This window comes from Prevotella sp. DNF00663 (assembly GCF_001553265.1).
Lineage (GTDB): Bacteria > Bacteroidota > Bacteroidia > Bacteroidales > Bacteroidaceae > Prevotella.
The window spans coordinates 26,895-48,118 of the sequence record NZ_KQ960663.1; the positions used below are offsets into that span (position 1 = coordinate 26,895).

Here is a 21,224-nt window from a genome sequence, read left to right on the forward strand (position 1 = left end):
GAGTTACTGTATTCAATGAATGCAGTAACACAGCAGGGGCTTATAATCCCATTTTCTACATCAGCAAGGTGTGTCTTTGTACCACAAATTGCCATTTGTACCACAAAGACCCTTGCCCCGAAAGGGGATTAAATCACTCCAAAGTCGTGATTAGAAAGCAATGAAGAAGCAAAAACAAAAGAAGCCAGACGGCAGATGTGCCACCTGCCCACGATGGGACAGATGGCACATCAGAATACCTAATTCCGAAGACCAGCAGAAACTTATCAGACTCTATCGCAAGTCGGGAGCAAAGACAAAGAGCGACTTTGTCCGAGCAAGGCTTCTTGGTGAATCTTTTAAGGTCATCACCCAAGACCCTGCAAAAGAACCTTACTTGGAGAAACTCTCAGAAATCGTTGCCTTGGCTCATAAGATAGGAGTTCTGTACAACGAAGTCGTGAAAGTCCTCAATACTTATCATTCTGTTGCCACTGCTCAACAACTGCTCGGCAAACTCGAAACCTATTCCCAAATTCTCATCAGACTACAACAGCAAGCAGTACAACTGACAAAATCCTTTGGGAGTAGAGAAGAATGAATGCTGATAAATCATAACACCCATACTCGTATCGTACCGCGAATGTCCAATCCCTCTTTGGATGATACAAAAGGGTCACTTTGAACGATTACATAGGACCAGTTTCAACGATTTTTCCACTCTGCCCTAATACTTTATCTTTTGGAAAGTACATTGATAATCAGATAATTATTTCAATAACTCCCGATTTGGAGTATTACCCCACATTTATTATTTTTTTATTTTGACAATTCCCGATTTGGGGCATTACCATGACCATTAACAAACACAAAGTCTGTATAATCCCCTATAACTAACGTATCTTTTGAAATTTTCCGTATTTTGTAATCAACATATGGATAGAGCTTTTCCACAGGATGTGGAAGTTTCCAATAAATAAAAACTCGCATGCCATCAACATCAAACACTTTAGGGAATAAAATGTCCTGTTGGGAAGTAAATTCTTCATCTCCTTTCTTATTATAAGCTGAATTCAACTTGCAAATGCAACAGAATTCTGATTAATAATTTGTTTAAATTTTTCGTTTGGCGTGAGGTATCCAAGTCTTTTACGAGGTCGATTATTGAGTTTATTTTCAATCCACTTAATCTGTTTGTTGGTTACTTCACTAAAGTCCTTACCCTTTGGGATATACTGCCTGATAAGCCCGTTGGTGTTTTCATTGGCACCACGTTCCCATGAGTGGTATGGTTTGCAAAAATAGAATTTTATTTCCAATTTTTGCGCAATTTCCTCGTGCTTTGCAAACTCCTTTCCATTGTCAGCCGTAATTGTGTGTATTAAGTTTTTCACTTTCCGCAGTGCCCATACTGCAATCTTAGCTACCGGGATGGCTTCTTTTCCCGACAACTTGCGTATCCAGACCCTGCTTGTTGCTCTGTCGTTAATGGTAAGAATGGCACCTTTGTGGTTCTTACCAATAATTGTATCTATCTCTAAATCACCAAATCTCTCCTTCAGTTCCACTATCTCGGGACGCTCATCAATATCCACCCTGCCTGGGATAAATCCTCGCCCTGCATTTTTAGAACCACGTTTGGCATACCTGCGACCTTGTCTGCGAAGATATTTGTGCAGTTTGCCACCCCGCCGCTTATCCTCCCAAATCCAGCGATATATCGTTTCGTGAGATACCATCGCAATTCCCTCCAAGCGGCTCCTGCCGACAATCTGCTCCGGGCTGAATCCTTTCTTCAACAGCTTTATTATCCGTTTTCTCATTGCCGGTGTAAGCACTTCCTTGCGATGTTTTTGCTGCTTGCGCCTGTCTGCTTTTCGCTGGGCAAGCTCCATGCTATAGCTACCACTTCGGGCGTCGCAATTGCGCTTTATCTCCCTGTAAACAGTGCTTTTATCTACTCCGATAGCTTCCGCTATTGCTTTTTTGCTCATCGGTATTTGCAACATCATAGAAAATTGCATACCTTTGTTCCTCGGTTATATGTTTGCTCATCTGCAACTTTTTTTTCTTTGGACGGACAATTAAAGCAAAGATAGCAAACTTTATCCATTCAGAGTGAGAGAAAGGGGGACATTGTCTCTCTTTCCTCTCTGAAAAATAAATGTTTTTATTGCTTATTATCCGCACCCAAAAAGTTGCATTTATAAGTTGAACTCAAGAAGTATTCACCTGTAAGAAGTTACTAATGACAAAAAAGAAATTGCCCGTTCGTTTTACGGGTCAGCACTTTACTATTGATAAAGTGCTAATAAAAGATGCAATAAGACAAGCAAATATAAGTAATCAGGATACGGTTTTAGATATTGGGGCAGGCAAGGGGTTTCTTACTGTTCATTTATTAAAAATCGCCAACAATGTTGTTGCTATTGAAAACGACACAGCTTTGGTTGAACATTTACGAAAATTATTTTCTGATGCCCGAAATGTTCAAGTTGTCGGTTGTGATTTTAGGAATTTTGCAGTTCCGAAATTTCCTTTCAAAGTGGTGTCAAATATTCCTTATGGCATTACTTCCGATATTTTCAAAATCCTGATGTTTGAGAGTCTTGGAAATTTTCTGGGAGGTTCCATTATCCTTCAATTAGAACCTACACAAAAGTTATTTTCGAGGAAGCTTTACAATCCATATACCGTTTTCTATCATACTTTTTTTGATTTGAAACTTGTCTATGAGGTAGGTCCTGAAAGTTTCTTGCCACCGCCAACTGTCAAATCAGCCCTGTTAAACATTAAAAGAAAACACTTATTTTTTGATTTTAAGTTTAAAGCCAAATACTTAGCATTTATTTCCTGTCTGTTAGAGAAACCTGATTTATCTGTAAAAACAGCTTTAAAGTCGATTTTCAGGAAAAGTCAGGTCAGGTCAATTTCGGAAAAATTCGGTTTAAACCTTAATGCTCAAATTGTTTGTTTGTCTCCAAGTCAATGGTTAAACTGTTTTTTGGAAATGCTGGAAGTTGTCCCTGAAAAATTTCATCCTTCGTAGTTCAAAGTCGGGTGGTCTACATCAATGCCACTGTTTATCTTCCATTGCTTACCCTTATAATCCATTCTCAGGGTGAGTTCCTGCCCACATATAGATAGTGTGTTCTCATAACTTAGGCTATCTATGTATGGTCTATTCGGTATAGTATAGTCGTAAGTGTTGCTTGTGTTTCTATCCTCTTCGTGATGCAGTCCGTACCCTGTCTGCAATTTCAACTGTTTGCCAAAAGGATGGGTATATTGCAATGATATTCTGCTTTCGTTGCGCAGGGTGGGCAGTTGTTGGCAAAGATTGCGCAACAGTAGTGAATCTCCGCCCACAGCGTTGCGCAGGTGGTGGAATTTCGTCAGTGAAAGGCTGGTATTATTAGTTTCATTCGAGTTACCGCCAAGTGTCGCCTTCACGGTAAATGATGCCCCAGCCTTGCCAATCCGCCGTGTGAGGTCGGCAGATACATGGTAATTCTTTCCATTGCTTTTTGTGTTATTTCGCAGCGTTCCCGAGGTCAGCGTGTCCGCAGCCGTATTGCGCTCATATAGGTATGTTGTGTTGTCAGTCAGGTTGTCTGACCGTCCGAAGTTTCCATTTGCACTTATATTCAGCAAAGTCTTTTTGTCTATGTTATACTGCAGATTTATGTTTGCGGCATTACTGTGATTCTTGCTCAAGGAAAGCAGCATTGATTCCCGATATTTTGTTCCCGATGAAAGATATTGCTCATCATAGTCATGATTCTCGCTTCCATTGTGGAAGGCATTGAGTGAGAGGCTTGCATTGAGCGTAATTTTCTTACCAAATTTCTTCACGATATTGCCCGACAATATGTTTTGGAAATTGTTTCCCCCAATGTTCATATTACTAAGATTGTCAGAGCGCAAAGTCAGCGAGGTGTTTTCGCCATCGGCATTGAATAGATTGCCCTGTACCTCATCCCTGCGTCTGTCGCGATTGCCGTGTTCAGCCGTTAGTGTTCCTGTCAGGCTGCCATTGTAGGTAGATTTGGTCTTGATGTCCAGCACATAATTGTCGGCACCATCATCTACTCCCGTCATTTTCTCCAATGCGCTGAGCATGTCATACAGTTTCAGTAGTTCCACTGCATCGGTTGGCATATTCTCCAACGCTGCGATAATGTCGTTGCCCATAAAGGTCTCGCCATTGATGTTTACGCCGTTCAATGGCTTTCCTTTGAATGATAGTTGCCTGTTCGCCTTGTCGTATTCCATGCCCGGAATATTCCTGATTAAGTCTTCCAAGTTAGCACCTTTCCTTACTCGAAGGCAATCAGTATTGATAAACGTGGTGTCTTTTCTTATGGAAAACAATTTCCGCTGTCCAATAACTTGAACTTCATCGAGTTCTATCGTTTTATGTAATGAAGAAACATGTTTTCGAGTAGGGTATATAGTATCACCCACAACTAAATTCAAAATAGTAGCATTAGCAGTGGGAAACAGCAGAAGTAGAATGATGAAGATTAAAAGAATTCTTTTGATTATCATTTTGCAAAATTACCATTGTTCATAGATATATGCAATACCTTAAAATGGCGATTTTATAGAATTAGAAATGTCTAAGGTTGATTTTCATTGAAAAAACAACGTAAATACTTTGCTTATATGAATTATATCGCTATCTTTGCAACATCAAACAGAGAGTTCTTTGAGACTTTGCAGAATAAAGAAAGGGAAAGAAACTCGCTCGTTTCTTAGTCGTTCACCTTATCAGATTATATATTCTGCTTTTTATTAGTAATCAGTCGATTACATTCACCCCCATTACTTTTATGCGGAAATCACGGACTACCGCACGGCGGAGGATGTGGGCGTTGACCGTCCTGCCAAGAACGAGATACTGCACCATATACCGCCCACGCCGGAACAGGAGGACTTCATACAGAAACTGATGCAGTTCGCCAAGACGGGCGATGCCACCTTGTTGGGCAGGCTGCCGCTTTCGGAAACGGAAGAAAAGGCGAAGATGCTCATCGCCACGGACTATGCCCGGAAAATGGCACTCGACATGCGCATGATAGACCCGAATTACGAAGATCATCCCGACAACAAAGCGAGTCACTGTGCCAAGATGATCGCGGAGTATTATCAAAAATACGACGCCCAGAAAGGCACGCAGTTCGTTTTCTCTGATTTGGGGACATACCAGCCGGGCGACGGGTGGAACGTCTATTCGGAAATCAAGCGCAAACTGACGGAGGACTACGGTATACCGCCAAGCGAGGTGCGCTTCATTCAGGAGTGCAAGACCGACAAGGCGCGGAAGGCGGTGATAGACGCCATGAACGCCGGGACGGTGCGTGTGCTGTTCGGCTCTACCTCTATGCTCGGAACGGGTGTGAACGCCCAGAAACGGTGTGTGGCTATCCATCATCTCGATACGCCGTGGCGACCGTCCGACTTGCAACAGCGTGACGGACGCGGAGTTAGGGCAGGTAATGAGATTGCCAAACATTTCGCCGGGAACAACGTGGATGTAATCATCTACGCGGTGGAGAAGTCACTGGACAGCTACAAGTTCAACCTCCTGCACTGCAAGCAGACTTTCATAAGCCAGCTCAAAAGCGGTGCGATGGGTGCGCGTACCATCGACGAGGGGGCAATGGACGAAAAATCGGGCATGAATTTCTCGGAATACATGGCGTTGCTCTCCGGCAATACCGACCTGTTGGACAAGGCGAAACTGGAAAAGCGGATCGCATCGCTCGAAGGGGAACGCAAGTCGTTCAACAAGGGCAAGCGTGATTCGGAGTTCAAGCTGGAGTCAAAGACCGGCGAGTTGCGCAACAACACGGCTTTCATAGATGCCATGACGGAGGACTGGAACCGCTTCCTGTCGGTGGTGCAGACCGACAAGGAGGGCAACCGCCTTAATATAATAAAGGTGGACGGAGTGGATTCCGCCGATGAGAAGGTCATCGGAAAGCGTTTGCAGGAGATAGCCAAGAATGCCACGACCGGAGGGTTGTACACGCAGGTCGGTGAACTTTACGGTTTTCCGATAAAGGTGGTGAGCGAAAGGATACTCAAAGAGGGATTGGAGTTCACCGACAACCGCTTCGTGGTCGAGGGGAACTACAAGTACACCTACAACAACGGGCATCTGGCGATGGCTGACCCGTTGGCCGCCGCCCGCAACTTCCTCAACGCGATGGAGAGGATACCCTCCATCATCGACCAGTACAAGGCGAAGAACGAGGTGCTGGAGATGGAGATACCGCAGTTACAGGAGATAGCGGGTAAGGTGTGGAAGAAGGAGGACGAGCTGAAGCAGTTGAAGTCCGAACTTGCCGCCCTTGACCGAAAAATTCAGCTGGAGCTTGCGCCACCCACGCCCGAAGTCGCAGAAAAGGAGAATGAAGGGCAACAGCTCAAGCCGGAAGCGGAAGATGTGAGGAACAGGCAGGCGCAATATCCCGAAAATGCACCGCCGCAGATACGCAGTCCGGCGGATAGTATCGTTGCCAACCATGTCATAATCGGGCGTCCGGGACTGTATGCCAAGGAGGAAACCCGGTCCAAAGGATTGAAAATATAACCTAAGGAATTTTATCTGAAGTATTAATAAGGGCTATCCCAAAAGGTCTAAAAGTAAATTTTATCCTTTCTGCAAGTATCTATAGGATGGCAACTGCATTTTTTTCTTTTTGGGCAGCCCTTATTAAAATTTATTCTTATTTTAGGTTATATACATTCATGTCCATTTATGTAAAAAATTCCTGCTGACCTTGTTTATGTCTTGTCAGTCACCATTTGCAAAACCATATTTGACCCTCAAAGAGGCTGAATTTGATAAGTAACTTGCTACATACTCATAATAAGGAGCTAAATAGAACACGAATGGGAAATACACAAATGCTAAACTAAAGAAGATATTGGCCAAAATAAACGCTATACCGAGAGAGAAACTTGATTTTTCAACTTCCTAAAACGGTGTTGTTCAAACATTTCTACTTATTTGTACTTGCCAGTTGAACCTACGCTTCCCTAATAAAATGTCTATGGTAAAAAGTTAAAAAATCCTCCCACTTTTGTTAGATATATTTTTTTGTGTAATTTTGTAATCGTTATGCGGCAGTAATAATATACATATTAATACGAGTTAGTAATCCTGTAGTTCTCATATGCTACGAGGAGGTATTAAAAGGTGCGTTTCGACAATGCATCTACTGTAGTATATTATTGCTTAATCCAAATGAATATTATAAATTTAGGAATTCTTGCTCACATTGATGCAGGAAAAACTTCCGTAACCGAGAATCTGCTGTTTGCCAGTGGAGCAACGGAAAAGTGCGGCCGTGTGGATAATGGTGACACCATAACGGACTCTATGGATATAGAGAAACGTAGAGGAATTACTGTCCGGGCTTCTACGACATCTATTATCTGGAATGGAGTGAAATGCAATATCATTGACACTCCGGGACACATGGATTTTATTGCGGAAGTGGAGCGGACATTCAAAATGCTTGATGGAGCAGTCCTCATCTTATCCGCAAAGGAAGGCATACAAGCGCAGACAAAGTTGCTGTTCAGTACTTTACAAAAGCTGCAAATCCCGACAATTATATTTATCAATAAGATTGACCGTGCCGGTGTGAATTTGGAGCGTTTGTATATGGATATAAAAACAAATCTGTCGCAAGATGTCCTGTTTATGCAAACTGTTGTCGATGGATCGGTTTATCCGGTTTGCTCCCAAACATATATAAAGGAAGAATACAAAGAATTTGTATGCAACCATGACGACGATATATTAGAACGATATTTGGCGGATAGCGAAATTTCACCGGCTGATTATTGGAATACGATAATCGCTCTTGTGGCAAAAGCCAAAGTCTATCCGGTGCTACATGGATCAGCAATGTTCAATATCGGTATCAATGAGTTGTTGGACGCCATTTCTTCTTTTATACTTCCTCCGGCATCAGTCTCAAACAGACTTTCAGCTTATCTCTATAAGATAGAGCATGACCCCAAAGGGCATAAAAGAAGTTTTCTTAAAATAATTGACGGAAGTCTGAGACTTCGAGACGTTGTAAGAATCAACGATTCGGAAAAATTCATCAAGATTAAAAATCTAAAGACTATTTATCAGGGCAGAGAGATAAATGTTGATGAAGTGGGTGCCAATGATATCGCGATTGTAGAAGATATAGAAGATTTTCGAATCGGAGATTATTTAGGTGCTAAACCTTGTTTGATTCAAGGATTATCTCATCAGCATCCCGCTCTCAAATCCTCCGTCCGGCCAAATAAGCCCGAAGAGAGAAGCAAGGTGATATCCGCTCTGAATACATTGTGGATTGAAGACCCGTCTTTGTCCTTTTCCATAAACTCATATAGTGATGAATTGGAAATCTCGTTATATGGTTTGACCCAAAAGGAAATCATACAGACATTGCTGGAAGAACGATTTTCCGTAAAGGTCCATTTTGATGAGATCAAGACTATCTACAAAGAACGACCTATAAAAAAGGTCAATAAGATTATTCAGATCGAAGTACCACCCAACCCTTACTGGGCCACAATAGGGCTGACTCTTGAACCCTTACCGTTAGGGGCAGGGTTGCAAATCGAAAGTGACATCTCCTATGGTTATCTGAACCATTCTTTTCAAAATGCCGTTTTTGAAGGGATTCGTATGTCTTGCCAATCTGGTTTACATGGATGGGAAGTGACAGATCTGAAAGTAACTTTTACTCAAGCCGAGTATTATAGCCCGGTAAGTACACCTGCTGATTTCAGACAGCTGACCCCTTATGTCTTCAGGCTGGCTTTGCAACAGTCAGGTGTGGACATTCTCGAACCGATGCTCTGTTTTGAGTTGCAGATACCCCAAGTAGCGAGTTCCAAAGCTATTACAGATTTGCAAAAACTGATGTCTGAGATTGAAGACATCAGTTGTAATAATGAGTGGTGTCATATTAAAGGGAAAGTTCCATTAAATACAAGTAAAGACTATGCCTCAGAAGTAAGTTCGTACACTAAGGGCTTAGGCATTTTTATGGTTAAGCCATGTGGGTATCAAATAACAAAAGACGGTTATTCTGATAATATCCGCATGAACGAAAAAGATAAACTTTTATTCATGTTCCAAAAATCAATGTCATTAAAATAATGGAGCGGTCAGGAAATTTCTATAAGGCAATACGGTTGGGATATATACTTATCTCCATTCTTATCGGATGTATGGCATATAATAGCCTCTATGAATGGCAGGAGATAGAAGCATTAGAACTTGGCAATAAAAAAATAGACGAGCTCCGAAAAGAAATAAACAATATCAATATTCAAATGATAAAATTTTCTCTATTGGGTGAAACAATACTGGAATGGAACGATAAAGATATCGAGCATTACCATGCACGGCGTATGGCAATGGACAGTATGCTCTGCCGTTTCAAGGCCACCTATCCAGCAGAGCGCATCGATAGTGTGCGCAGTCTTTTAGAGGATAAGGAACGACAGATGTTCCAGATAGTCCGGTTAATGGATGAACAACAATCTATTAACAAGAAGATAGCCAATCAAATTCCGGTTATTGTACAGAAAAGTGTGCAGGAACAGTCCAAAAAGCCAAAACGAAAAGGTTTCTTAGGCATATTCGGCAAAAAAAAGGAAGTAACTCCAGCAGTATCAACCACTATCCTTCATTCGGTCAATAGAAACGTAATCAGCGAACAGAAAGTGCAGGATCGCCAATTGTCGGAACAAGCCGACAGCCTTGCAGCTCGTAATGCAGAACTTAACAGACAACTGCAAGAATTGATTTGCCAAATAGAAGAAAAGGTACAAACCGAACTGCAAAGCCGGGAAAACGAAATAGTTGCCATGCGTGAAAAGTCATTTATGCAAGTAGGCGGTTTAATGGGATTCGTTCTTCTATTGTTGTTAATTTCCTACATCATCATACATCGTGATGCAAAAAGCATTAAACAATACAAGCACAAGACAACTGATTTGATAAGGCAACTGGAACAATCCGTACAACGGAACGAGGCACTGATAACGTCAAGGAAGAAGGCGGTACATACTATCACCCATGAACTGCGCACACCGCTGACAGCAATAACAGGCTATGCCGGACTGATACGGAAAGAACAGTGTGAGGATAAGTCCGGGCAGTATATCCAAAACATACTGCAATCCTCCGACCGTATGCGGGATATGCTTAACACTTTGCTTGACTTCTTCCGCCTGGACAACGGCAAGGAACAGCCCCGTCTGTCACCCTGCCGGATTTCAGCAATCACGCACACACTTGAAACGGAGTTCATGCCTGTTGCCGTGAACAAAGGGCTGTCCTTGTCCGTGAAGACTGGACACGATGCCATTGTATTGACCGACAAAGAGCGAATAATACAAATCGGGAATAACCTGCTGTCAAACGCTGTCAAGTTCACAGAAGAAGGCGGTGTTTCTTTGATTACTGAATATGATAATGGAGTTCTGACACTGGTCGTTGAAGATACAGGTACAGGCATGACAGAAGAGGAACAGAAACAAGCGTTCGGTGCGTTTGAACGTCTATCAAATGCCGCCGCAAAGGAGGGTTTCGGGCTTGGGCTTGCCATAATGCGTAATATTGTGTCGATGCTTGGCGGAACAATCCGTTTAGACAGCAAGAAAGGGAAAGGCAGTCGTTTCACAGTTGAAATTTCTATGCAGGAAGCTGAAGAACAGCTTGGATATACAAGCAATACACCTGTTTATCATAACAATAAATTCCATGATGTTGTCGCCATTGACAATGATGAGGTATTACTTCTGATGCTGAAAGAGATGTATTCCCAAGAAGGAATACACTGCGACACTTGCACCGATGCTGCGGCACTGATGGAAATGATACGCCAGAAAGAATACAGCCTGTTGCTGACAGACTTGAATATGCCCGATATAAACGGTTTCGAATTGCTGGAACTGTTGCGTTCGTCCAACGTGGGCAATTCACCAACAATCCCGGTGGTTGTGGCAACCGCTTCGGGCAGTTGTAACAAAGGGGAACTATTGGCAAAAGGCTTTGCCGGATGCCTGTTCAAACCGTTCTCCATATCGGAACTGATGGAGGTTTCCGACAGGTGTGCCATAAAAGCGACACCGGACGGGAAACCGGACTTTTCCGCCTTATTGTCCTATGGCAATGAAGCCGTCATGCTGGAAAAGTTGATAACTGAAACAGAAAAGGAAATGCAGGCGGTACGGGATGCAGCAAAAGAAAAAGACCTGCAAAAGCTGGATTCCCTGATCCACCACCTGCGCAGTTCGTGGGAGGTGCTCCGTGCCGACCAACCGCTGAATGTACTTTACGGATTGCTTCGTGGCGATGCTCTCCCGGATGGTGAAGCGTTAAGCCATGCCGTGACTGCCGTGCTGGATAAGGGAGTGGAAATAATACGGTTGGCAGAAGAGGAAAGGAGAAAATACGAAGATGAATAAGACAAAAATAATTGTGGTGGAAGACAACATCGTGTATTGCGAATATGTCTGCAATATGCTGTCACGGGAGGGCTACCGCAATATGAAGGCTTACCACCTCTCAACCGCGAAGAAACATCTGCAACAGGCAACAGATAATGATATCGTGGTTGCCGACCTGCGTCTGCCTGACGGCAGTGGCATAGACCTTTTGTGCTGGATGCGAAAGGAGGGAAAGATGCAGCCCTTCATCATTATGACCGACTACGCCGAAGTTAATACCGCCGTGGAAAGCATGAAACTCGGCTCGATAGACTATATTCCCAAACAGCTTGTGGAGGATAAACTTGTCCCCCTGATCCGTTCCATACTGAAAGAACGTCAGGCAGGACAACGCCGTATGCCTATATTCGCCCGTGAAGGTTCCGCCTTTCAGAAAATCATGCACCGCATAAGGCTGGTAGCCGCCACCGATATGAGCGTGATGATATTTGGTGAGAACGGCACGGGCAAGGAGCATATTGCCCACCTGTTGCATGACAAGAGCAAACGTGCAGGCAAGCCATTTGTGGCGGTGGACTGCGGTTCACTCTCCAAAGAGCTTGCACCGTCGGCTTTCTTCGGACACGTCAAAGGTGCATTTACAGGTGCGGACAATGCCAAGAAAGGATATTTCCATGAGGCGGAAGGCGGCACGTTGTTTCTGGACGAGGTAGGAAACCTCGCGTTGGAAACCCAACAGATGTTGCTCCGTGCCATACAGGAGAGGCGGTATCGCCCGGTCGGAGACAAGGCAGACCGGAATTTCAATGTCCGCATCATCGCTGCTACCAATGAAGATTTGGAGGTATCGGTGAATGAAAAGCGTTTTCGGCAGGATCTTCTGTACCGCCTGCACGACTTCGGGATAACCGTTCCTCCGTTGCGTGACTGTCAAGAAGACATTATGCCGCTGGCAGAGTTCTTCCGTGATATGGCAAACAGAGAGCTGGAGTGTAGCGTGAGCGGGTTCAGTTCCGAAGCACGTAAAGCGTTGCTGACACACGCATGGCCGGGCAACGTGCGGGAACTTCGGCAGAAAGTTATGGGTGCTGTATTGCAGGCGCAGGAAGGTGTTGTCATGAAAGAGCATCTGGAACTTGCCGTGACGAAACCGACCTCTACTGTCAGCTTCGCCTTGCGCAATGACGCGGAGGATAAGGAGCGGATATTGCGTGCGTTGAAACAGGCAAACGGCAACCGGAGTGTCGCCGCAGAACTGCTCGGCATAGGCAGGACAACACTATACAGCAAACTTGAAGAGTATGGACTTAAATATAAATTCAAGCAATCATAGCCCGTAATTCACTGAATTTGGCTATCTTTGCATAACATTTGAGAAAAACGGCGATTGGCAGGAGCTTTTCGCCGCCAACATATAGGATAAGACCGCAAGGCGTTTCAAGCGAAAATCTGGTAAATTGGAACTACGGAGACGATTGCGTGATGCTTATGCTATGCTTACGCATAGCGTGCATTCACGTACTCTCCGTAAAGGCTTTACCAGAGCCATCGCTTGAAGGTAGTGTGAATTGCACGCTACTTTTTTACCCTTGCCTAACGAAAGGAAACGATTATGGGTAAAGTTCAGATTCTCGCCGTACTGACGATGGACGGATGTCTTTCTTCAGAGTTATATGATAAAGCACATCAGGATTTGTGCCTTGACCGTTGCGGTCTTGATGAAATCAGGAAGAAAGCCTTTTACCGTGTGACACCGGACTATTCCATTTCAATGCTGCACGAATGGAGAAAAGACTGCACAAACATCCGTTACCTCGCGGAAGCCACACCGGACACGGCAGACTATATAAACGGACTGCTGCGGATGCACGCTGTGGATGAAATCATACTATACACCGTTCCTTTCATATCCGGAAGCGGACGACATTTTTTTAAGTCGGCTCTGCCAGAGCAACACTGGACGCTTTCCTCTTTGAAAAGCTATCCCAACGGTGTATGTCGCATTATCTATATCCTTGATAAAAAAGCAAGATAGCCAAAATGTGCGGCAAGCATACATTTCTATTTTCAGGAATAGAATAAATGTTCCGATTACAAACAATTTAAGTCGGAGATAATTTGTCCTTGTGAAAAAATACTGAATTTTATACCTCTGAAATCCAGCACTTTGTAAAATTGAGTGTTGGATTTTTTATTTTCTGCCGCGTTTTTTGCCAATTATATTCATGTGCGCACGCAGAAAACAAAGTGTAATTTTCAAAATTGACAGAACCATGAATTATTTCTTGCTGGCGGAAACCGACTTTTTCCGCCTGATAAACGAAGCCGGCGACTGCAATATGGAAACGGCATACACGGCTTTCGCCACCCAAGTGATCGAACTGTGCAACGGCGGCATGGACATGAACCTTACCGTCATCGCGCTTGCCTACATCGAAATCGAGTTGCAGCACCATCCCGTACGTAATCTGTCAGAAGAAAAAAGAGAGATTGCCGCCTACGTCAGCAAGGCTCTGTCTTTCGTAAGAAAGATGCAGAAATTCCTTGCCACGCCCCAAGTGCCACCACTAATATCCGCCAACAACGCAACAGAAACCACCGCCAGCCTTCTTCAATGGACGGGCAATGCCATCGACCTCGTGGAACTTATCTACGGCATAGACGTGATGGGCTGCATCAACAACGGCAATATGCCGCTCAAACAGCTCGCCCCACTTCTCTATAAGATATTCGGGGTTGATTCTAAAGACTGCTACCGCTTCTACACTGATATCAAACGCCGGAAGAACGAAAGCCGCACCTATTTCATTGACAGGATGCAGGAAAAACTGAACGAGAGAATGTTGCGTGATGAGGAGTTGGAGCGGATGAGAAAATAAAAAAATATCCATTACATATGAGAAGACAGGAATACTCGTATCCTGTCTTTTTATTTTCATTTAATTATATATTAATTAGCACAATATATGTGAGTTTTTCATTCCTATAAGGACAAATTTCAGAAACGTATGTCTGGTAAATTATTGAGTCATCATAGTATGAACATATATCATTACTAAAAACAATGAAACAACTTCCATAAGATTGTGGTTGTAAAAATCGCCATTTAATAGCCCGTTTTTTTTGTAAAATTCGCCAATTAAAAAAATATGATTATCTTTGCATTATATTTTATAAGGTATGGAAACAGTAAATAGAATACTTCAAGAGAAGATTACAGCACGAATCGCGCCCAATAAAGCAGTACTGATTTTTGGTGCTCGCCGTGTTGGTAAAACGGTAATGATGCGTAAAATTGTGGACAACTATTCAGGTAGGACGATGATGCTCAACGGCGAAGACTACGACACATTAGCACTATTGGAGAATCGCTCAATAGCCAATTATCGGCATTTATTGGATGGTATTGATTTGCTGGCTATTGATGAGGCACAGAACATACCACAAATCGGTAGTATTCTGAAGTTGATAGTTGATGAAATACCGGGAATAAGTGTCTTGGCAAGTGGTTCTTCGTCATTCGATTTGCTGAATAAGACTGGTGAACCGTTGGTCGGCCGCAGTACGCAATTTCTCCTTACACCATTCTCGCAACGGGAAATCGCACAGACGGAAACGGCACTTGAAACCCGCCAGAACCTCGAAGCGCGCTTGATTTACGGTTCCTATCCCGAAGTAGTAATGATGGAGAACTATGAACGTAAAACAGACTACCTACGTGATATTGTCGGTGCATACCTGCTTAAAGATATCTTAGCAATTGACGGCTTAAAAAATTCGAGCAAGATGCGCGATCTACTGCGATTGATAGCTTTTCAGTTGGGCAGCGAAGTTTCTTACGAAGAGTTAGGTAAACAACTCGGCATGAGCAAGACGACCGTTGAAAAATACCTCGACCTATTGGAAAAGGTCTTCGTTATCTATCGTCTGGGGGCTTATTCGCGTAACCTACGCAAGGAGGTTACAAAAGCTGGCAAGTGGTACTTCTACGACAACGGCATTCGCAATGCCATTATCGGGGCTTTCTCACCGCTGGCCATTCGGCAGGATGTCGGTGCGCTGTGGGAGAACTACATCATCGGAGAGCGGCGCAAAGCGAACTTCAATGAGGGACTGCACAGGGAGTTCTATTTCTGGCGCACCTACGACAAACAGGAAATCGACCTGATTGAGGAGAGTGCCGACAGTCTTACCGCCTTGGAGTTCAAGTGGGGAAATAAAATGCCGGCCGCACCGAAAGCCTTCCAAGAAGCCTATCCCTATGCCGAGTTTCATGTGGTAAATCGGGAGAATTATTTGGAGTTCGTATAATCAATAAATTACGTATATGGAAACAAAACTACAATCCAAACAGCAATATCCGCGGTTTATCCAAAATAAACCGTGTGGTATTGACAAATTCGATGGAGGTTCGCAAGAAAGGTTGGCAAAAACTATTGCTCGCCATTTTTGTCAGAATGATTCATTGGATGAGGAATGTACTTTACCTCGAATTATCGGCATCGAAGGTATTTGGGGATCTGGAAAATCCAACGTGGTTAAAATGTTGGAACGTGAATTATCAGACGACTATTACTTTTTTGAGTATGACGCATGGGGACATCAAGAGGACTTGCAACGCCGCTCTATATTGGAATTGCTTACAAGCAAACTTATTGATGATGGTATCCTATCTGGAAATGCAACAATAAAAGTCAAAGGTGGAGGTACGAAAACCGTATCATGGTCTGAAAAGCTGAAATATTTATTAGCCCGTAAAACGGAGACCGTAACCGAAAAATATCCCCTTATCAGTAATGGTATGGTTGCGGCATTTTTGGTTGCAGTTTTAACTCCGATATTTACATTTATTGCGTATGCAGTAAAACCTACACCCACAACATGGTGGTTTTCTTTATTGTCTATTATCATAGCTGCACTGCCAGTTCTTATTGCATTGTGCGTTTGGAAATGGGCATATAGCAAAGATCATAAATATGGATGGAGTTATATGTTAGCTATTTATCAAGATAAAGTCGAAAAGGACGTTTGCTATGAGACTTTGAGCGAAGACGAACCAACGGTTTACGAGTTCAAAACATGGATGCAAGACATTTCTGATTTTATCAAGGAAAAAGGACAACGTAAATTAGTCCTTGTTTTTGACAACATGGATCGTCTCCCCGCTGAAAAAGTAAAAGAATTATGGTCTTCTATCCATACGTTCTTCGCCGATAGCGGTTTTGAAAATGTTTGGGCTGTTATTCCTTTCGATGAAACACATTTAGCTTGTGCATTCGGAGATGAGACCGACGAACAAACGAAACAACTGACCAAGTATTTTATCAATAAAACTTTCCCTATTGTTTATCGTGTTGCTCCTCCTGTTATTACCGACTATCGAAGTATATTCAACAAACTGTTTGTTGAAGCATTTGGAGAAACAGAAAATGAAGCGAAAGAAACTATAAATCGGATATTCAGATTGGTAAATCCTAATGCCAATGTTAGGGAAATTATATCATATATCAATGAGATGGTCGCTCTTAAACAAGAGTGGTGTAACGAAATTTTGATGATAAACATAGCATTGTTCTGTTTGAAGAAGACGGATATTCTGGCAAATCCAGTAGAACAAATATTGTCCGGCGACTATCTGAATGGCATTCAAACAATAATTAACAATGATCTGCAAACACAACGCGAAATTGCAGCTTTGGTATATGGTGTCGATGTTGAAGATGCTCGACAAATTCCATTGAAAAAATATATTGAAGGCTGCATCAACGGAGAAGAAGACCACGACATAAATCAATATGCAGAGACTAATAAACAATTTGACACTGTATTAGAAGAAGTTATACAATGTATGGACAATGCGCTTATCGATAAGATTATACATTGTTTGCATAAATTAACTCGAAAGAGCGATGTTATTCTGCGTGTATGGCAAAGAATAGCACAATTGAAATTAAAAGAATCCATAGAGAAGCAGGTGTTCCCTGTCGAATACCAAGAACTGCTGTTGCATTTAGACACGGAAAGCCAAAACCATGTGATTGCTCAATTATATAAGAAGATAGTTCGGTTCAATGACTTCAATGGCGGCGACTATTTCAAAACGTTAGATGCAATAGACAGGTTTATTGCGCAAAATAAGTTGGCGTGCGATTTTACGTCATTGATTGAAGCAAAAACAGTCAAGCCAAATACATTTATCGATTATATTCAAGCTGCAAATGCAACAGATGCTGCCTATCGGGATAACGCGACAACTAAAGCATATAAATATTATCAAGTAGCAACAAATTCGGAGGCGCTCGATAATTATTTGGCAAACTTACTACCCGATAATTTCGACCATGCAGATATTGTAAAAACGTTAAAAGATAATTCTACCTATACGTTTCCAACGCTTTTGCAAGCGATCACGAATTGCATTGATGAACAGAATGTAAATAAAGATAATATAGGGGCTATATTTACAACCTATCGTTTATTGGCATCTGACGAAGAAAGACCTTTACCTGTAACGTTAGATTCAACCTACATAAATCAGTTGCATTCTGAATTAGAAACTGATGGCCGAAACATTAAAGAGTCTGGATATTACGATTTAGTCGCCATGCAATTGGCACATGGTCATTCCGTTTCCTTAATAGAGGGTGGAGATATAAAATATGTTGCAGAACTCATGGACTATTATGTGGATCATGGAGACTTATTAGTAAATAGTGTGGGATGGAATATACCGCTATTAAATGAAACACTACAATACATGGTAAATCATAAACTTGGCTATAAATTATTGCTCTCAGACATATTGCCCCAATTTGAAGATATTAAGAACAGAATAGGTGTAACGGATGAGGTATTTATCGAGCATTTAGCAGAGTGGAATACCGATTTGGATAAGTATATCACTAAGAACAATATTAAAGATGTAATTCCTGACGCATCTTTTTACGATTTGACCACTAAAATAAGCAATGTCCTGACCGATCATATCAATAAAATAGCGTTCGAAGCGTTGTCTGAAATAAGTGTTGATACATTATACGCCCAAAGAACAGCACATACATCATATTATTGGTTTGTCGCAATAAAACATTTACTGGCTAAAATCAAATCCTTGCCAGATAACTTGACTGAATTTGGCAAAAAGATTCTGATGGATATTGCTTCTGGAACTCAAAGTTTGAATCCTTTCCCTAATTGTTTCAAGAATATAGTTGAAAGATTGGATAAACGAAAAATTAAATCGACAGTTACCGATATAAGAAATGATTTCTGCATCGGTAAAAAGACTATCAATGCAATAAAGTTTCAATTTTTCGAAACATGGCTTAGATCGCATGGTAATTTGAAAAGTCAAGCTGGAGACGTTATTGATAAAATAGTGAAACCTGTAATTTCCGATGGGGCATGCCGTTCATTGATTCTGCAAAACAAAGATTTTTATATGGATTTAATAAATACAGCAGGGGATGATGCTTATGAATTGAAAAAGAGTCTCCGAAACCTCATACAAAAAGATTCAGATCCGCAATTGGTTAAATTTGTCAATTCGATAGATTCAGTACCTGAGGTTGAAACCGCGTAAGTATTTGTCTAACAAGTCCGAATTTTACGATTTTACCCGTCAGAACTGAAGTGCCCCCCAAAAAAATTGTATCCAACTTTTGGGGGTCACTTCAAACTTCGATAGGGATAATTTTCAATTTTGGGGACTTGTTAGACAGTCTCATTATCTGGTAGCAGTTTACACAGCACCGGATCGTTTTTGATACGCTCCAGTTCCTCCTGCACAATCTGCTTCACCTCTTCCTTGATGCGCCGGTAGTTCGCCTGCACCGTTTCCTTCATGCGGTCGTTGCCGTCCTCGTCCGTGAAGTTTGTAATGACGGGAATTTTCTTGTAGGCACTTTCTTCCCGTTTCACCTTTTCGGCATCCACCACAATCTCGCAATGAAAAATCTTCTGCTCGATACGCTCGTTGAAGTTGTCGGATACAGAACCGACAAACATTCCCTGCGTAAGCCCGGAAATCTTACTCGGTGGAATGAGCGCGTCCATCTGCGTGTTGATGGAGGTGGAAACATCCTGCCGGTTGATGGAGATGGACTGCCGTTTCTGCAACACCTTACCGAACCGCTCGGAGAGCGTCTTGGCTGTTTCCCCCACCACCTGACCGGAGAAAATATTGCCGACAGTGTTCATCACCACTTTCGCCTCTTTGTCCCCGTAGTCACGCACTAACTGGCTGAAATCCTGAAAGCCCAGACACACGGCAACCTTGTTGCTTCGGGCGGTAGCTATAAGATTGTCCAACCCTTTGAAGTATATTGTGGGCAACTCGTCGATGATGACCGATGACTTCAGCATCCCCTTCTTGTTGATGAGCTTCACGATACGGGAATTATACAGACCGAGTGCCGCACCGTAGATATTCTGACGGTCGGGATTGTTACCCACGCAGAGGATTTTCGGCTCTTCGGGATTGTTGATGTCCAGCGTAAACTCGCTGTCTGACATCACCCAGTAGAGCTGCGGTGAAATCATCCTCGAAAGCGGGATTTTTGCCGACGCTATCTGACCCATGAGCTGCTCCGCAGCCCCTCCAAGCCACGCATCCATGAACGGCGAAAGGTAGTTCTCCAGCTCCGGATAAGAGGTCAGTATCGGAAATATATCCTCGTAACGGCGGTTCAGAAACTCGATAGCATGGGGAAACGTGCAAAACTTCCCGTTCTGATAGATTTTGAGATACCAGATAATACTGGCAAACAGAATGATAGGTGACTCCACGAAGAAGTCGCCCTGCTTTTGCACCCACGTTTTATTGAGGTTGAGCATTATTGTGTAGGCACTCTCATAGGCATCCGTAATATCTTCCATAAAATCCGGGTGAATGGGATTGCACCGATGAGAGCGTCGCGGGTCGTCGAAGTTGATCACATAGAACTTCGGCTTTACCTTGTAGCCGTCCGGGTGGTTCAGCAAATGGTTGTAGGCAATAGTAGATAGGTCGGGATACTTGAAATCGTAGATGTATTGACTAAAGCCCTTTTCAATCTGTTGCTTGATAAAATTGTTTACCACGGCATAGGACTTGCCGCTGCCCGGCGTACCCAACACGATGGACGCACGGAAGGGATTAACTACATTGATCCAACCGTTGTTCCAGCGTTTCCTGTAATAGAAACGTGTCGGCAGATTGACCGAATACTCGCTTTCGATAAGCCTCGTTTCCTGCATGAAACTCTCGTTCTCGTTGTTGAAAACATCCTCCATCAAATTGTGTTTCAACAGGCGGCTCATCCACAGACCACCCATCAACAGGCAGACATAGCCCGTTCCAATGGTAAGGACATACAGTCCCGTCACCGCTTCAAGCGGCAGCGGCAGGGGCAGCAACCACCAGTTCAGGAAAAACAGCACGAACCCGACGGCAAATGCTGTCCAGATTCTCCCCCAAGTGATTTTCTCACCCTTGACACCCTTCGTACCCAGACAGGACAAGGCAAGCAAAAGGACGGAAAACAGCTTCGTGTAGAGAATGGAATGGAACAGCCCCGCCGTGCGGTCGAAGTTCAGAAGGATTTTGTCCACCACGCCGATGTTCACGCCCCACAGCCGGATGGCTTCGTAGCAGAACCAGTACACGTTCATGACCACTAAAATGATACTCACGGCACGCAGAAAATCCATGATTTTCGCCAATGCCCTCAAATCGTCTTCTTGTTGTGACATACATTGATTTTTTAATTGTTGATACTCTG

General features: G+C 43.1%; 12 protein-coding genes and 2 pseudogenes. 10 read left to right on the forward strand and 4 right to left on the reverse strand.

The features are described from left to right. Nucleotides 1-160: 160 nt before the first annotated feature. Entirely contained in the window at nucleotides 161-580 is a 420-nt protein-coding gene (locus HMPREF3034_RS11340; protein ID WP_004359027.1) for a plasmid mobilization protein, read from the forward strand. Between the two features lie 218 nt (nucleotides 581-798). Here HMPREF3034_RS11340 and HMPREF3034_RS11345 read toward each other — a convergent pair whose 3' ends face one another. Together HMPREF3034_RS11345 and HMPREF3034_RS11350 are read right to left on the reverse strand one after the other, a co-directional pair. Beyond that, nucleotides 799-1,056, reverse strand: coding sequence for a hypothetical protein (locus tag HMPREF3034_RS11345; RefSeq protein WP_004359029.1), 258 nt, complete (start codon nucleotides 1,054-1,056; stop codon nucleotides 799-801). Beyond that, nucleotides 1,053-2,034 (reverse strand): annotated as a pseudogene (locus HMPREF3034_RS11350) (IS30-like element IS4351 family transposase). Before HMPREF3034_RS11350 ends, HMPREF3034_RS11345 begins: the two are co-directional and overlap by 4 nt. A 193-nt stretch (nucleotides 2,035-2,227) precedes the next feature. Here HMPREF3034_RS11350 and erm(F) point away from each other — a divergent pair. Continuing rightward, nucleotides 2,228-3,028 (forward strand): 23S rRNA (adenine(2058)-N(6))-methyltransferase Erm(F), encoded by an 801-nt coding sequence (erm(F), locus tag HMPREF3034_RS11355; RefSeq protein ID WP_004359035.1) that lies wholly within the window; start codon nucleotides 2,228-2,230, stop codon nucleotides 3,026-3,028. Here erm(F) and HMPREF3034_RS11360 read toward each other — a convergent pair. Then, nucleotides 3,016-4,284 (reverse strand): TonB-dependent receptor, encoded by a 1,269-nt coding sequence (locus HMPREF3034_RS11360; protein ID WP_227198154.1) that lies wholly within the window; start codon nucleotides 4,282-4,284, stop codon nucleotides 3,016-3,018. The two genes, erm(F) and HMPREF3034_RS11360, sit on opposite strands and share 13 nt — an antisense overlap. Before the next feature lie 526 nt (nucleotides 4,285-4,810). Between HMPREF3034_RS11360 and HMPREF3034_RS11365 the strand changes: the two are divergent. From HMPREF3034_RS11365 to HMPREF3034_RS11400, 8 genes and pseudogenes are all read left to right on the forward strand, one after another. Further along, nucleotides 4,811-6,580: pseudogene (locus tag HMPREF3034_RS11365) on the forward strand (helicase-related protein); the annotation flags it as partial. Between the two features lie 657 nt (nucleotides 6,581-7,237). After that, nucleotides 7,238-9,163, forward strand: coding sequence for a tetracycline resistance ribosomal protection protein Tet(Q) (tet(Q), locus tag HMPREF3034_RS11370; protein ID WP_004291466.1), 1,926 nt, complete (start codon nucleotides 7,238-7,240; stop codon nucleotides 9,161-9,163). Further along, entirely contained in the window at nucleotides 9,163-11,481 is a 2,319-nt protein-coding gene (locus HMPREF3034_RS11375; protein ID WP_004291467.1) for a hybrid sensor histidine kinase/response regulator, read from the forward strand. Before tet(Q) ends, HMPREF3034_RS11375 begins: the two co-directional genes overlap by 1 nt. Beyond that, nucleotides 11,474-12,796: a sigma-54-dependent transcriptional regulator gene (locus tag HMPREF3034_RS11380; protein WP_004291471.1), complete on the forward strand. Its 1,323-nt coding sequence runs from the start codon at nucleotides 11,474-11,476 to the stop codon at nucleotides 12,794-12,796. Before HMPREF3034_RS11375 ends, HMPREF3034_RS11380 begins: the two co-directional genes overlap by 8 nt. 279 nt (nucleotides 12,797-13,075) lie before the next feature. Beyond that, nucleotides 13,076-13,498, forward strand: a complete 423-nt coding sequence (locus tag HMPREF3034_RS11385; RefSeq protein ID WP_004291474.1) for a dihydrofolate reductase family protein — start codon at nucleotides 13,076-13,078, stop codon at nucleotides 13,496-13,498. A 238-nt stretch (nucleotides 13,499-13,736) separates the two neighbouring features. Then, nucleotides 13,737-14,342, forward strand: coding sequence for an RteC domain-containing protein (locus tag HMPREF3034_RS11390; RefSeq protein WP_004304269.1), 606 nt, complete (start codon nucleotides 13,737-13,739; stop codon nucleotides 14,340-14,342). Between the two features lie 301 nt (nucleotides 14,343-14,643). Further along, nucleotides 14,644-15,774 (forward strand): ATP-binding protein, encoded by a 1,131-nt coding sequence (locus tag HMPREF3034_RS11395; RefSeq protein ID WP_004291480.1) that lies wholly within the window; start codon nucleotides 14,644-14,646, stop codon nucleotides 15,772-15,774. A 16-nt stretch (nucleotides 15,775-15,790) separates the two neighbouring features. Continuing rightward, on the forward strand, nucleotides 15,791-19,045 hold the full coding sequence (locus HMPREF3034_RS11400) for a P-loop NTPase fold protein (RefSeq protein ID WP_004291481.1): 3,255 nt from the start codon (nucleotides 15,791-15,793) through the stop codon (nucleotides 19,043-19,045). Nucleotides 19,046-19,176: 131 nt separating this feature from the next. On the opposite strand, the gene mobC is transcribed toward HMPREF3034_RS11400, so the two are convergent. Next, a complete protein-coding gene (gene mobC, locus HMPREF3034_RS11405; protein ID WP_004291482.1) occupies nucleotides 19,177-21,195 on the reverse strand; it encodes a conjugal transfer protein MobC in 2,019 nt (672 codons plus the stop codon). Nucleotides 21,196-21,224: the final 29 nt, after the last annotated feature.